The following is a 14,391-nucleotide window of genomic DNA, read 5'->3' on the forward strand; positions in this document are numbered from 1 at the left end:
ACGAATCTTGAGGACAACGACGACCTCACCGATGCTCCAGCGGAGCCCGTGGTACCGCGTCGCCCGCCAGTCCACCGCACGACACCATGTCGACGAGCGCGAGTGCTCGTGCTGGGACCACTTCCGGCTCTGCCCCACTGGCAGCGGCCGGACACTTCACCTGACCGGTTACCGGGGCGAGGTTCCGGGACGCAGCACTAGGCTGTATACAGGGTCGGAACGCATCATGGTGTCCCGGGGGGGAGTCAGGCGTGTCCTTCGAATTTCGGTTGCTCGGCACGGTGGAAGCGGTTCACGATGGCAAGCTCGTGGATCTCGGTCCCGGCAAGCAGCGGGCCGTCCTGGCGGCGTTATTGGTGGACGCGAACGATGTGGTTTCGGTTGATCTGCTGGTGTCGCGAGTATGGGGTGACACCCCGCCGCACCACCCCCAGAACACGCTGTACACCTACCTGTCCCGGTTGCGCAGGGCACTAGCCGGCGCTGAGGAGGTCAGCCTGGAGCGCAGATGCGGTTATCTGATCCGCGTCGATGACAGCGCAATCGACCTGAATCGGTTCCACCGCCTGGTCGAACAGGCGGGCGATGCCGCCGACGACACGGCGAAGCGGCTGTTCGACCAGGCGTTCGCCCTATGGCAGGGACAGCCGCTGAGCGGACTGGACACGCCGTGGGCCAACGAAGTGCGGAACGCCGCGCAGCAGGCCAAGCACCACGCCGAACTCGACCACGCGGACGTCGAGCTACGCCGCGGCGGCCACGCCGCCCTGGTGCTGAGGCTGGCCACGCTGGCCGCCGAACACCCCTTGGACGAACGACTCACCGGTCAACTGATGCTTGCGCTCTACCGGTGCGGGCGCCAGCACGAGGCACTGGAGCAGTACCGTCGCAGCGCCGTCCTGATGGCCGAAGAGTTGGGCGTTGACCTCTCCCCACCGCTGCGCGAGCTGCACCGGCGGATTCTGGCCGCCGACCCGGCGCTCTCCACCCCCGAGAGGGCGGTCGAGGTGCGGTCCGCTGCCGACACCGCCGCCACGCGGTTGGTCCCACGTCACCTGCCCGCGGCACCCTGGGGATTCGTCGGACGCGAGCGGGAACTGGCGGAATTGAGCACTGCGCTGAGCGGCCAGAAGGACGGAACCCGCATCCCGGTGGTGACCGGGCCCGGCGGAGTCGGCAAGACCTGGTTGGCGCTGCGCTGGGCGCATCAGCACGCGGACCACTTCCCCGACGGTCAGCTCTACCTCGACCTGCGCGGTTTCACCCCTGGCAAGGAGCCGCTGGCACCGGAAACCGCCGTGCGGGACCTGCTGCACGCCCTCGGCGTCGAGCAGGCCCATGTGCCCGTCGGGTCCGGTGCGACCGCCCTGTACCGGGGGTTGCTGGCGGAGCGGCGGGTGCTGGTCGTGCTGGACAACGCCAGGGACGCGGCGCAGGTGATTCCACTGCTGCCTGGCGGTCGGTCATCCTGTGTGCTGGTCACCAGCCGGGACCGGCTGGGCGGTCTCGTCACCGGACACGGCGGTGCCTCGCTGCGACTGGGTCCGTTGTCCGAGGCGGCAGCGTTCTCGCTGTTGGCGCTGCACCTCGGCGGGGACCGGGTGACGACCGAGAGGGGGGCGGTGTCGGCGCTGCTGGAGGGGTGCGCGCGGCTGCCGCTGGCATTGCGGATCATGGCCGTCCGCGCTGCGATGGCCCCGGACTTGCCGTTGTCGGCGCTGGCGGAGGAAGTGCGCGACGAGCGGACCCGGTTGGACGCACTGACCATCGGCGACGACGTGGCGGACCTCAGGGTGGCGCTCTCGGCGACCTACTCGGCGCTGAGCGCTGACGCCGCGTGGCTGCTGGGTCTGGTGAGCCTCGAACCGGGGGACGATATCGAGTTGACCTCGGCTGCGACGCTGGCAGGCCTGCCGACGAGCCGAACGCGGACGCTGTTGCGCGAGGCGGTGAACACGCACCTGCTGGACCAGCACGCTCCGAACCGCTACCGGATGTCCGATTTGGACCGCCGGTACGCAGCGGAGCGGGCGGCCGGTGCGCTGCCCTCGGAACACCGCCCGGCCGCGCTGCGCCGTCCACTGCCCCGCCTCGCTCGGGAGTCGACTTCCTCGAAGTCGCCCAACGCGGTGTTCTCGGACCGACAGGTGGCCCTCATGGACGTTCAGCCGTGCTGCTCCGACCAGCTCACCCAGGTGCGACCGACGCGTTCGCACTCCTGCGCTGCTGCCCGTGAGAGGCGCTGCCAGGTTGTGACGCCCTTCATGGTGAGAATTCCACAACGGGAGAGTTGACTGCTGTAGTGAGCAACCACGTCGATTTCATCAAGGAATACAGCGCGTTCATCGAGTCCACGATGCTCGACGAGCAGGCGTTCCTGGCCAAGCTGCCCGACTACATCACCGACGAGTCGGTCCTCGTCGAACCCGACAGCATCTTCGGCAGGCTCGTCGGGTTCGAGGGGTGGGCCCAGTGGCGCAAGGCCGCGGCCGACATGGCGATGCGCACCGGTGTCCGGTTCGAGTCCGGTGGCTCGCAGTTCTTCGAGAACGGCGACACGGTGCTGCACTACTACGAAGTCCAGTTCTCCCCCCGCGAGGGGTACCCGGACGGTTGGCGCACTTCCATCATCGAGCGCTACGACTTCGCCGACGGGAAGATCGCCAAGCTCACCGAGTACTACGCCGACACCGCGGCGTTCGTCAACTACTTCGCCTGAGGCGCCGACAGCGCTGGTGGCGGATGTCGCGGGATCACGGCGCGTCCGCGCGTGGTGACCACAGCGGAGGCCGGACCGGCAGGGACCAAAGTCCCATCCGCCCCCTGACGTTGCTCCCTGCTGCCGGGCGCGCGAGTGGCGCACCGTGGTCCTCGTGATCGGATCGGGCGGAACGGACCCCGTTCCGCCCGATCCCACGCATCTTCGACCACCAGGAGGAGCACACCGTGCTGTCCGCTGCCTCGGCCGAGGTGGTGCGCGTGACGCTGCCCGTCGTGCGCGACCACGCCGTCCAGATCACCAGCGAGTTCTACCCCGCCATGTTCGCCGCGCACCCCGAGCTGCTGGACCTGTTCAACCAGGGCAACCAGGCGAGCGGGCGGCAGCGGGTCGCGCTGGCCTCCGCCGTCGTGGCCTTCGCCGAGCACCTGCTCGCCCCCGACGCGGGCTCGTTCGACGCGATCGCCGAGCGCATCGCGCACAAGCACGTGTCGCTGGGCATCCGGGCCGAGCAGTACCCGATCGTCGGCAGGCACCTCATGGCCGCCGTCGGCAAGGTGCTCGGCGACGCGGTCACGCCGGAGGTCGCCGCCGCCTGGGACGAGGTCTACTGGTTGTTGGCGTGCCGCCTCATCGCCGCCGAGGCCCGGCTCTACCAGCGCGGAGGGATCGACTCCGCGACGGTGTGGCGGCGCTGGCGGGTGGCCAAGCGGCAGGACGAAGCCGTCGACGCGGTGTCCTTCACGCTCGTGCCCGATGACGGCGGCGAGGTGCCGGACTTCGCGCCCGGCCAGTACGTCTCGGTCGCGGTCGACCTGCCCGACGGCCACCGCCAGCCCCGCCAGTACTCGCTGTCGCAGGGACCGGGCCGCGGCTCGTTGCGGATCAGCGTGCGCCGGGTGCGCGGTGTCGACGGCGCACCGGACGGCGCGGTGTCCAACCACCTGCACGACCACGTGCGCACCGACGACACCCTCCTGGTCGGCCCGCCCGCCGGGGAGAACGCGCTCGACCCCGGCACTGGTCCGGTGTTGCTGGTCAGCGCGGGCATCGGCATCACGCCGATGGCCGCGATGCTGGACCACATCGCCCGCAGCCAACCCACCCGCCGGGTGGTGGTCGTGCACGCCGACCGCTCCCCCGAGCGCCACCCGCTGCGCGCCGAGATCCGCCGGATCGCCGCCGGTCTCACCGATGTCGACCAGTTCACCTGGTACGAGGAGGGCGACGGCGGGCGCCGCGGTCTCGTCGACGTGGACGCCATCCCGCTGACCGAGGACACGACCGCCTACCTGTGCGGGCCGGTGCCGTTCATGCACCGGGTCCGGGCCGGGCTGCTGCGTCGTGGTCTACCCGCCGACCGCGTGCACTACGAGGTCTTCGGACCGGGGATGCTCGACGGCCGAGTCGGCTGACACCGCGAACGGTCCGGGACCGCGACGCGGTTCGCAGCCGTGGGCGAGTCGACGAGCGGCGCGGTCACGCGATCAGGAGCAGGCGCTCGGCTGGGACACCCGGCCGAGCGCCTGGCTCAACCGCGACCGGATCGGGTTCATCGCTGTGGGAAGCGCTTTCCCGAGCGGTCCCCGGCATCGGCAGCGTCCTGACGCGGGTGGACCGTCGAAGTCCCGAACCGGTGTGTAGTGCGCAGGCACTAGATCGGGTGGGCAACTGATCAGGGTGCATCAGGGGGGAGACGGTGCCAGGGGACGATGCCCCGCGCGGCGTCACGGGGAAGTGTTGGGTGGTGCGCGCACTCACCGGAACCCAACGACAAGAAGGTTGTCCATGTCCGAAACTGTGGCTTCCCCGATTCGCATCGGGAAGCCGTCGATAGGCGCCCTGGGCGTCCTGGCGCTCGCCCTCGGCACCCTGCAGTCGGTGGTGGAGCCCGCGCTCCCGCTGCTGCAGCGTGAACTCGACGTCAGCCCTGCCGAAGGAGCGCTCATCGCCAACACGGTGCTCATCACCGGTGCGGTCGCCGCCCCCGTCGCGGGCAAGCTCGGCGACCGCTACGGCGGGAAGCGGGTCCTGGTCTGGCTGATGGCCGTGGTGTCGGCCGGTGGGCTGCTGGCGGGCCTGGCGCCGAACCTGCCGGTGCTGCTGCTCGGCCAGGTGCTGCAGGGCGTCATGGTGGGGGCACTGCCGCTGTCCTTCATCCTGGTGCGCAAGTACCTGCCGACCGAGCAGACGCAGGTGGCGGTCGGTCTGGTCGTGGCGCTGTTCACCGGCGGCGGCATGGTGGGCACGTTGATCGCCGGGCCGCTCGCGGAAGCGCTGTCCTGGCACTGGATGTTCGCGCTGCCCGCGATCGCGATCATCGCGACGACGCTGGTCCTGGTCCGAGTGATGCCGCACGACCAGCCCGCCCCCTCGGCGGGCGGGATCGACTGGCCGGGTGCGGTCCTGCTCAGCGGCGCGTTGCTCGCGCTCATGCTCGGGCTCGTGGTGGTGACCCGCGGCGGCCTGCCCCCAGCCGCGATCGGCGCCGTGGCCGTGGCCGTGGCCGGTCTGACGGCCGGGTGGGTCGTCGTCGAGCGCCGGGCCGCCTCGCCGATGGTCGACCTGCGGATGCTGGCGCGGCCCGCCATGTGGCACTCGGTCGTGCTCACCTTCGTCATGACCGCCGGTTCCGGGCTGGTGGCCTTCCTGATGCTGCAGCTGTTCGCGGTGTCGGCCGACGGTTACGGCTTCGGGCTCAACACCACCGACATCGGACTGCTCCTGCTGCCCGGCGCCATCGCCGGCGCGGTGAGCGATTCGGTCGGCGGCGTCGCGGCGCGGCGTTTCGGTCCGCGTGCCGTGGTCGTCGTGGGCACCACCGCCATGGCGGCCACGATGATCGCCTTGGCGTCGCTGCACACCGAGGAGTGGCAACTGGTCCTGGCGAGGGTGCTGATCGCGTTCGTCGCGGGCATCGGCACCACGGCGCTGCTCGCGGGCATCACCACCGCCGTCGAGACCGAGAACATCGGCATCGCCACCAGCCTGCTCGTGGTGACGCGGGTGATCGGCCTCGCCGTGGGCTTCCAGGTCGGCGGTGCGATCCTCACCGCCGGGACCGATCCGACGACGGGACTGCCCGCCGAGTCGGCCTTCATCACGGGCTTCACCACCGCGGGCGTCGTCTCCGCCTTGTCGCTGCTCGTCGTCCGCATCACCAGGAAGGGAGCCAGGGCATGACGCCCACCGGTCTGCCGATGGAGGCGGGCACCACCGCCGAGCGCGAGGTCCTGATCTCCGGTGCGGGCATCTCCGGTCCCGCTCTGGCGTACTGGCTGCACCGGGCCGGATTCGCGGTCACCGTGGCGGAGCGGGCGAGCGCGCCGCGCGGCGGCGGTTACCCGATCGACATCCGGGGCACCGCGGTGGAGGTGGTCCGGCGGATGGGGCTGCTGCCGCGACTGCGGGACGCGCACATCACCTCACGCCGCTGCGCCTTCCTCGACGCCGACGGCGGCGAGATAGCCTCGCTCGCCCCCCACGTCGTCGCGGGCGGCGTCGAGGGGCGGGACTTGGAGGTGCGCCGCGGGGACTTGGCCGAGGCGCTCCACGCGGTGGTCCGCGACGACGTGGAGTTCCTGTTCGACGACTACGCGGAAACCCTCGACCAGTCCGGGCGAGGGGTCGACGTCACCTTCCACAGCGGGCGGCAACGCACGTTCGACCTGGTGATCGGCGCGGACGGCGCGCACTCGCGCACCCGGCGGTCGCTGTTCGGCCCCGAGGAGCGGTTCCACCGCTACTTCGGCTACTGCTTCGCCATCTTCACCATGCCGAACACCTTCGGGCTCTCCCGCGAAGTGGTGATGTGGAACAGCCCCGGCAGGGCCGCGGCCCTCTACGCCGTCGGTGACAGCGAGGAACTGCACGCCTTCCTGAACTTCCACCAGCCCGAGCCGCCGCCGCACGTCTTCGGCGACCCCGACGCCCAGCGGGACCTGGTCGCCACGGCCTTCGCGGACGCGGGCTGGGAGGTGCCCGGCATGGTCGAGGCCATGCGCGAGGCGGACGACCTGTTCTTCGACGCGGTCGGCCAGATCCGCCTGCCCCGCTGGTCCAGCGGCCGGGTCGCGCTGGTCGGCGACGCCGCGTACGCGCCCTCGTTCCTCACCGGGCAGGGTTCGAGCCTCGCGCTGGTCGGTGCCTACGCGCTCGCCAACGCCCTGGCCACGCACCGGGACCACGCCACCGCCTTCGCCGCCTACGAAAGCGGCGTCCGCGACTTCGTGACCATGAACCAGGCGCTGGCGGGCGACGGTGCGGCCACGCTCTTCCCCACCACGGCGCGGGAGCTGGAGCAGCGCAACACCAGGTTGCGCGGTCTCGTCGCCATGCCCTCCCCGCAGGCACGACCGGCCCACTCGGCCTTGACCCTGCCCGAATTCGCTTCGACGTCGTGACGTGACGCGGCAGCACCACGCCCTTCCGGGGCGATCCCGGCGACCGGCTACGGCAGGCGGTCGGAGCTACCGCGAGGGTCGGCCTGTGCCAGGCCCGTCCGGTAGGCGATGACGACCAGTTGCGCCCGGTCGCGGGCCCCCAGCTTCGTCATGGCGCGCTGCGCGTGGGCGCGGACGGTGAAAGGGCTCACGACCATCCGCTCGGCGATCTCCTGGTTGGACAGGCCGGTCGCGACCAGGGTCACCACCTCGCGCTCGCGCGGGGTGAGCACGGCGAGCCGGTCGGCGTGGTGCGGCGCGGTGTCGTCGGGCATGGCCAGGAAACGGGCGACCAGGGAGCGGGTCGCGGTCGGGGACAGCAGGGTCTCCCCGCCCGCGATCGTGCGCACGGCGTCCAGCAGGCCCTCGGCCCCGATGCCCTTGCCGATGAAACCGCCCGCCCCCGCCCGCAGCGCCTGGGCGACGTGCTCGTCGGTCTCGTACGTGGTGAGGATCAGGACGCGGCTGGCGCGCAGTTCCGGGTCCGCGCAGATCCGCGACGTGGCGGTGATGCCGTCCACCCTGGGCATGCGGATGTCCATGACCACCACGTCCGGGCGCAACCGCCTGGTGAGCCGCACCGCCTCATCGCCGTCGGCGGCCTCGCCGACCACGGTGATGTCGTCGGCGCTGTCGAGGAGCACCCGGAAAGCGCCGCGCAGCAGGGCCTGATCGTCGGCGAGCAGCACTCGCAGCGTCACGGCGCCCCTCCCGGCTCCCCGTCACCCGTTGCCGAATCCGCCACCGGACCCGCGCCGGTCGTCGCCGCGCCGGTTCTCCGCGTCGCGTCCTTGGCGGGTGGGAGGGGCAGCTGGGCGGAGACGAGGAACCCGCCCTCCGCGCGCTTGCCCGCGGAGAGCTGCCCGCCGACCGCGGTGGCGCGTTCACGCATGCCGATCAGGCCGTAACCGGGCGGGCGGCCCGGCACCCCGGACGCGGTGGGCGCCGGGCGGACGCCCCTTCCGTCATCGGCGACGGCGATGGTCACGCGGTCGTGCTCCCACGTGAGGCGCACCCCGGCGCTACCGGTGCCCGCGTGCTTGGTCACGTTGGTCAGCGCCTCCTGGACGATGCGGTAGGCGGTGAGGTCCAGCCCCGGCGGCAGCGGTCTGGGCGTGCCCTCCTGCCGCACCGACACCTCCAGGCCTGCGCGGTGGAAGGACTCGATGAGCGCGGGCAGCCGGGACAGCCCCGGCGCCGGATCGGCGGGCGTGGCCGCGTCCCCGGACTGGCGCAGCAGGCCGACCGTGGCCCGCAGCTCGTCGAGCGCGTCGCTGGTGGTCCCGACGATCTCCTCCAGGCTCTTGCGGGTCTGCTCCGGGCGGCGGTCGAACAGGTGGGCGGCGACGTTGGCCTGCGCGTTGGCCAGGGTGATCTGGTGGGCCACGAGATCGTGCAGCTCCCGCGCGATGCGCACCCGCTCCTCCGCCACCCGCTGGCGCGCCTCGCTCTCCCGGCTCTCCTCGGCCCGCCGGGCCCGCTCCTCCAGCGCCGCCAGGTAAGCCCGCCGGTTGCGCACCGAGCGACCGAGCAGGCCGGCCATCAGCGGGAACGCGGCCACCGCCACCACCCGGCTCGTGTCCTGCCACGAGAGGTGCCCGAACAGCGGGGTGGAGGCGAGCAGCGCCAGGGAGGTCAGCGAAACCACGACCACCGCGCGCCGTTCGTCGCGGGCGGTGAGCGCGTAGGAGTAGGCGGCGACCAGGACGGGGGCCACGATCAGCGGAGTCGGCAACAGCCCCAGGGGTGACACCAGCACGCCGCCCGCGGTCGTAGCGGCCAGGACGACCAGCGGCGCCCGGTGCCGCGCGGGCAGCACGGCGCAGGACAGCGCGGCGATGAAGTAGGCCGCGGCGGGCGGCGGTGACAGCGTGCCGTCGGCCCGCACCACGCCGCCGAGCACGCACAGCGCGAACGCCGTCGCCGTGACCGCTTCCCCCCGCCACCACGTGCCGCGTGACAGGCCACCGCCCCCCGCCCTGGCCATGACCCGCTCAGCCCCGTTCGAAGTCGTTCAGGAACATGGGCGCATGTTATCGCGACCGCCGTTCACCACGTACTCGACGACAGGTCGGAAAAACGCGGTTCGCCTACCGGGAAGCTGCGCGAACCGAGCATTCGAACACCACCTGCCGCCGCGCGGCGCTCAGCGCCGCCAACAAAACGCCTGTTGAATTCGCGAGCCGACCGCTCGACGACAACCCATTCGACCGAATGGCGGAGGCCGCAAGGTCCGCATATCCGTGTCCGATCGGGCAGAGCCGAACTCTCCCACGTCGACGAACAACACCGCCGCAACGGCGGTAGCAGCTCTTATCACCGTCCGTGACTACGGGTTCGGCGAGCGTGCCGCTCCGAGATCACCCACCGCGCACTTCCCCGGCCTGGCAACCTGCAATGGCCGCCGGAATGAGCGTCCGCAGTCGGAATCCCGCGATGGCGTCGACTCGCCGAATAGGGGCGTGAATGACAGCCAACGCGGGCAGCGGCCGACGGGCGGCTACGGATATCTCCCGACGCAGGAGGTTCAGTGGGAACAGGGCCATGGGGGTGGGCTCGCACGGGTATCACCGCCCTCGTCATCTCGGCGGGCGTGGCGACCGGTGGGGCACCGGTCGTGCGGGCACAGGCCGCGGATGGGGTCGCGCCGCCGTCAGGAGAGGCGCACCGCACCGTCACTCTGATCACCGGTGACCGCGTCGTCGTCGCGGGCGACCGGATCGTTTCGCACACGCCGGGGCCAGGACGGGAGGACGTTCCCGTCACGACGTACTCGGAGAACGGGCGGCAGTACGTCGTCCCCGACGACGCGGAGCCGCTGATAGCGGGCGGCAAGCTCGACCGGCGGCTGTTCGACGTGACCTCGCTGGTGGAGTTCGGGTACGACGACGCGGAGCGGTCGACGGTGCCGGTGATCGTGCGTCCCGCCGCGGGAGCGCGAGCGGATCTGAGCACGATGTCGGTCGCGGAGTCGGTCCCCGCGTTGAACGTGGTCACCGGCACCGTGGCGAAGTCGGGCCAGTCGTGGGCGGCGTTGCGCGACGGCGCGGTGGAGAAGGTGTGGCTGGACGGCAAGCGCAAGCTCACCCTGGAGCGGAGCGCGAAGCAGATCGGCGCTCCGGTCGCGTGGCAGGCCGGGCTGACCGGCCGAGGGGTGAAGGTCGCCGTGCTCGACGGCGGCATCGACGGCGCGCATCCCGACCTGGCGGGCAAGGTGATCGCGGAGCGCAACTTCACCGGAGTGCCCGTCGAGCCCGCCGAGCGGAGCCACGGCACCCACATCGCCTCCACGATCGCGGGCACCGACGAGCGGTACCGCGGCATCGCGCCGGACGCGCAACTGCTCGACGGCCAGATCTGCGTGCCCGGTATCGGCGGTTGCAGCGACTCCGCGGCGCTCATGGCCATGCAGTGGGCGGTCGACCAGGGAGCGCAGATCGTCAACATGAGCTTCGGCAACACGGACACACCGGAGATCGACCTGCTGGAGGAGGCGGTCGACCGGTTCTCCCGCGAGAAGGGCGTGCTCTTCGTCGCCGCCGCGGGCAACGGCGGGCCGTCGCCGGGCACGATCAGCACACCCTCCAGCGCGGAGTCGGCGTTGTCGGTGGGCGCGGTGGACCGCGCCGACGACGTCGCGGGGTTCTCCGGTCGCGGGCCGACCGCGACCGGTGCGGTGAAGCCGGACGTGACCGCTCCCGGCATGGAGATCGTGGCCGCGCGAGCGGGCACCGAAGGACACGTCGCGATGTCCGGGACGTCGATGGCGACACCGCACGTGGCAGGCGTCGCCGCGCTGCTCAAGCAGCGGCACCCGGACTGGTCGGGTGAGCGGATCAAGGCGGCGATCATGGGCTCGGCGACGGCCGGGGCGGGATTCGCGCCGTTCGAGCAGGGCGCGGGCCGGGTGGACGTGCCGAAGGCGATGGCCCGGACGGTGATCGCCGAGCCGGGCAACGTGGACCTCGGGGTGCGCCAGTGGCCCCACGAGGACGACGAGCGGGTCAGCCGCGAGGTGACGTACCGCAACTCCGGTGCCGAGCCGGTGGCGCTGGACCTGGCGGTGCACGTGACCGGGCCCGGCGGCGAGGCGCCTGCCGGGATGTTCACCGTGTCACCCGCGCGGCTGACCGTGCCCGCCGGTGGCGAGGCGAGGGCGACGATCACGGCCGACACGGCGGTTCCCGCGCCGGACGGGACCTACGCCGGGGCGCTGATCGCCTCCGGTGGTGCCGACCTGCGCACGCTGCTCAGCGTCAACCGCGAGGTCGAGCACCACGACCTCGCGCTCACCCACCTCGACTTCGACGGCGCGCCGTCCGACTTCTTCCGGACCACGGTCGTCAACGTCGCGACGGGTCGCAAGCACCTGGTGGACAGGGAACCCGAAGCGGGCAAACCCCTTCGCCTGCCGAAGGGCGAGTACCGCGTGTACTCCACGATCACCGGCCAGGACCGCAGGTACGCGATCCTGGCACAGCCGAAGCTGGAGCTGGACGGCGAAGCGCACGTCGTGCTCGACGCGCGCGCGGCCAAGCCGGTGAGGATGAGCACCCCGGACCCGGCGGCGCGGCAGCGCGGCGGCTACGTGCTGTTCACCGCGACGACGGCGGGCAAGCCCGAGACCGTGACGATGTCCACCATGGGCAGAACCGTCCTCACCGCGCAGATCGGGCCGGACTCCCCCGACTTCAGCACGTCGTTCGGCGCGCAGTTCGCCGGAACACCGCGTGATGGGAAGACCCCGGTGACCTACCGCCTGCACTGGACCGAAACCGGCGGGCTGCCCACCGGCTACGAGCGCACGGCGGAGGCGTCCGAGCTGGCCGAGGTGACCAGCGACATCCGGTCCGCGGGTCCGGGGAAGCAGTACCTGGTGAACGCGGCGCCCCGGCCCGCCATCGGCACGGACACGGCGGTGCCGGAAGGCGGGCAGGCCGTGGACCTCGTCACCGCCAGCGAGGACGTCGACTGGAGCTGGGGCTTCGAGCAGCGTTCCGCGGACGGCAACACCGAGGTCATGCTCAGGCTCCCGGCCCGGTCGGTCGGGATCGGCCAGTCCTACCGGCAGGAGCTCAACACCGCGGTGTTCGGCCCGTCCGTCGGGGACGGGGCGTTGACGCGCCACGGCGCCACCATCGGCGTGGCGGTTCCCCTGTTCACCGACTCCAACGGCGGGCAGGGCGACAGCCCGTCCGCCAGGGGGCGGGTCACGCTGTTCCGGGAGGGGGTGCGGTTCGGCGAGACCACGACGCGCCAGTACGAGGACTTCTGGGTTCCCACCGCCGAGGCCGCCTACCGCGTCGAAGTGGAGCAGTCGCGATCGGTGTCGGACGTGTCCACGAGGGTCCTGGGGGTGTGGACGTTCCGGTCGGCGCACACCGACGGCCCGAAGGCGTTGCCGATGTCGGTGCCGCGGTTCCTGCCGGAGCTCGACGACGACAACGCGACACGTGACCGCGTTCTCGAGATTCCGGTGGAGGTCGAGCAGCAGCCGGGCACGCCGGAGGTGCGGCGCGTCGACGTGGAGGTGTCGTTCGACGACGGTGCCACGTGGCGGAGGACGCCGGTCGTCGACGGCGAGGCGGTCGTGGCGCACGACGACGGCGCCGAGTTCGCCTCGTTGCGCGCCACCGTCACCGACGCCGCGGGCGACACGGGTCAGGTGAGCATCATCCGGGCGTACAAGATCGTGCTCTGAAACCCCTGTCCTCGGGCTGAGGCGGCTTCGAGGGGCTTCGGTGCGCGGATGGGGAACCCCTGGCGGGGCGGACGTTGCCGAAACGCCGCTCCGCCGGGAGTTCCGTCGGGGTCGTGCCCTGCCCCGCCGCCCACCGCTGAACGACCCCGCTCCAGCCGACCTCAGCGGCACGCGCCGTTGACCGACAGGGTGCGGGAGGACGGGTGCAGCGCGGCCGCGGCCGGTGCCGCGAAGCAGATCAGCGCGCACAGCAGGAGCACGGCGGGCGCGCCGCACCACTCGATGGCCGGTGCCATCACCACCAGCCCGAGCGGGGCGAGGCCGTAGGACAGCAGGAAGTCCAAAGAGGACACCCTGGCGATCTTGTCCGGCGCGACCTCGTGCTGGATGGCCGTGAACCACGGCACGTTGAACACCTCGATGCCGATCCCCGCCGCGACGTAGGCCGCGACGACCACGATCGGCGCGGTGGGCAGCACCAGGCTCAGCGGTGCGAGTCCGTAGGCGGCCAGTCCGGCCATCGCGACCCATCCCTGCCGGACGGGCTTCCAGCGGCTCATCAGCAGACCACCCGCCAGCGCACCCGCGGTGTAGCCGGTGCTCGCCGCGGCGAGCACGAACTCCGAGCCGTAGTCGTCCCGGCTGACCAGGGGCAGCGCGACCCCGGTCGCGGAGTAGCCGGTGGCGATCACCGCGGTGAGCGCGCCCAGTCCGGCGAGGAACCACGGGTGCTTCCTCGCCTCGCGCACGCCCTCGCGGAACTCGCCCGCGAAGTCGAACCGGGAGTCCACGCGCGCGGGCCCGGCCCGGCCCGAGGGCGGCAGGAGCCCGGTGACCAGCCACAGCGCGCCGGTGCCGATCAGCAGTGCCCAGACCCCCGCCACGGCGGCCAGCAGGGCGGTCGCGCCCGGCGCCACCAGGGAGGTGACGCGCACGGCCATCGTCATCGCCGCGTTGGCCCGCTGCCGGTCGGCGACCGCGACGACTTCGGCCGTGAGCGCCTGGAACGCGGGGCGGCACGCGCCCTGACCCGCGCCGACGACGACAGCCGCCGCGGCCATCAACGCGGTGGAGCGCCCCAGTCCCAGCGCGATCACCGGTGACGCGGCCGCCGCCGCGAGCCCGGCCCAGAGCACGACCGCGCGCCGGGAGTACCGGTCGGCCAGCACGCCCGCCACGGGCACGGCCAGCAGGAACCCGACCGTGCGGGCCGCCAGCACGACGCCGAGCGCGGTCGCGGTGAGCTCGCGTTCCAGGACGGCCAGCCCCAGGACGAACGGCAGGCTCCAGGTGGCCAGGCCCGACGCGGTGGCGCCGCACCACAGCCGCAGGAACCGGCTGTCGAGCACCAGCGGTCGCCGGGGTGGAGTACCGCGGGCGGGGTCCTCGGTGTCGGGCGCTGTCACGTCTGCTCCTCGCTGTGGCCGTGTCAGGTCGCCCGCGATGGGGCGAGCGCCACTGTAGTGAAAACAGTTGTCGTTCCCACTAGGACATCCAGGGCTTCTTCGCTCCCGCCGATCACCCTCGGT

At 72.0% G+C, this 14,391-nt stretch carries 9 protein-coding genes; 6 read left to right on the forward strand and 3 right to left on the reverse strand.

What is annotated here, in order from left to right; genetic code table 11:
- Nucleotides 1-251 precede the first annotated feature (251 nt).
- The 5 genes from JOF41_RS16905 (at nt 252) to JOF41_RS16925 (ending at nt 7,122) form a co-directional block, all read left to right on the forward strand.
- Complete coding sequence (locus tag JOF41_RS16905; RefSeq protein ID WP_209620114.1) at nt 252-2,294, forward strand: AfsR/SARP family transcriptional regulator; 2,043 nt, start codon at nt 252-254, stop codon at nt 2,292-2,294.
- An 8-nt stretch (nt 2,295-2,302) separates the two neighbouring features.
- Nucleotides 2,303-2,719 (forward strand): hypothetical protein, encoded by a 417-nt coding sequence (locus tag JOF41_RS16910; protein ID WP_189225152.1) that lies wholly within the window; start codon nt 2,303-2,305, stop codon nt 2,717-2,719.
- 227 nt (nt 2,720-2,946) lie between these two features.
- Nucleotides 2,947-4,134 carry a globin domain-containing protein gene (locus JOF41_RS16915; RefSeq protein ID WP_209620116.1) on the forward strand — a complete coding sequence of 396 codons (1,188 nt, stop codon included), beginning with the start codon at nt 2,947-2,949 and terminating at the stop codon, nt 4,132-4,134.
- 373 nt (nt 4,135-4,507) lie between these two features.
- Nucleotides 4,508-5,902: an MFS transporter gene (locus JOF41_RS16920; protein WP_189225150.1), complete on the forward strand. Its 1,395-nt coding sequence runs from the start codon at nt 4,508-4,510 to the stop codon at nt 5,900-5,902.
- Nucleotides 5,899-7,122, forward strand: a complete 1,224-nt coding sequence (locus JOF41_RS16925; RefSeq protein ID WP_189225149.1) for an FAD-dependent monooxygenase — start codon at nt 5,899-5,901, stop codon at nt 7,120-7,122. The genes JOF41_RS16920 and JOF41_RS16925 overlap by 4 nt, the downstream gene beginning before the upstream one ends.
- 47 nt (nt 7,123-7,169) lie before the next feature.
- On the opposite strand, the gene JOF41_RS16930 is transcribed toward JOF41_RS16925, so the two are convergent.
- Together JOF41_RS16930 and JOF41_RS16935 are read right to left on the reverse strand one after the other, a co-directional pair.
- Nucleotides 7,170-7,862, reverse strand: coding sequence for a response regulator transcription factor (locus JOF41_RS16930; RefSeq protein ID WP_189225148.1), 693 nt, complete (start codon nt 7,860-7,862; stop codon nt 7,170-7,172).
- Nucleotides 7,859-9,148 (reverse strand): sensor histidine kinase, encoded by a 1,290-nt coding sequence (locus JOF41_RS16935; RefSeq protein ID WP_189225147.1) that lies wholly within the window; start codon nt 9,146-9,148, stop codon nt 7,859-7,861. Before JOF41_RS16935 ends, JOF41_RS16930 begins: the two co-directional genes overlap by 4 nt.
- A gap of 543 nt (nt 9,149-9,691) precedes the next feature.
- Here JOF41_RS16935 and JOF41_RS16940 point away from each other — a divergent pair.
- Nucleotides 9,692-12,862, forward strand: coding sequence for a S8 family peptidase (locus JOF41_RS16940; protein ID WP_209620119.1), 3,171 nt, complete (start codon nt 9,692-9,694; stop codon nt 12,860-12,862).
- Nucleotides 12,863-13,023: 161 nt separating this feature from the next.
- Here the strand turns inward: JOF41_RS16940 and JOF41_RS16945 are convergent, their stop codons facing one another.
- Complete coding sequence (locus JOF41_RS16945) at nt 13,024-14,214, reverse strand: MFS transporter (RefSeq protein WP_244991222.1); 1,191 nt, start codon at nt 14,212-14,214, stop codon at nt 13,024-13,026.
- Between the last annotated feature and the right edge of the window lie 177 nt (nt 14,215-14,391).

Source organism: Saccharothrix coeruleofusca, from assembly GCF_017876325.1.
Lineage (GTDB): Bacteria > Actinomycetota > Actinomycetes > Mycobacteriales > Pseudonocardiaceae > Actinosynnema > Actinosynnema coeruleofuscum.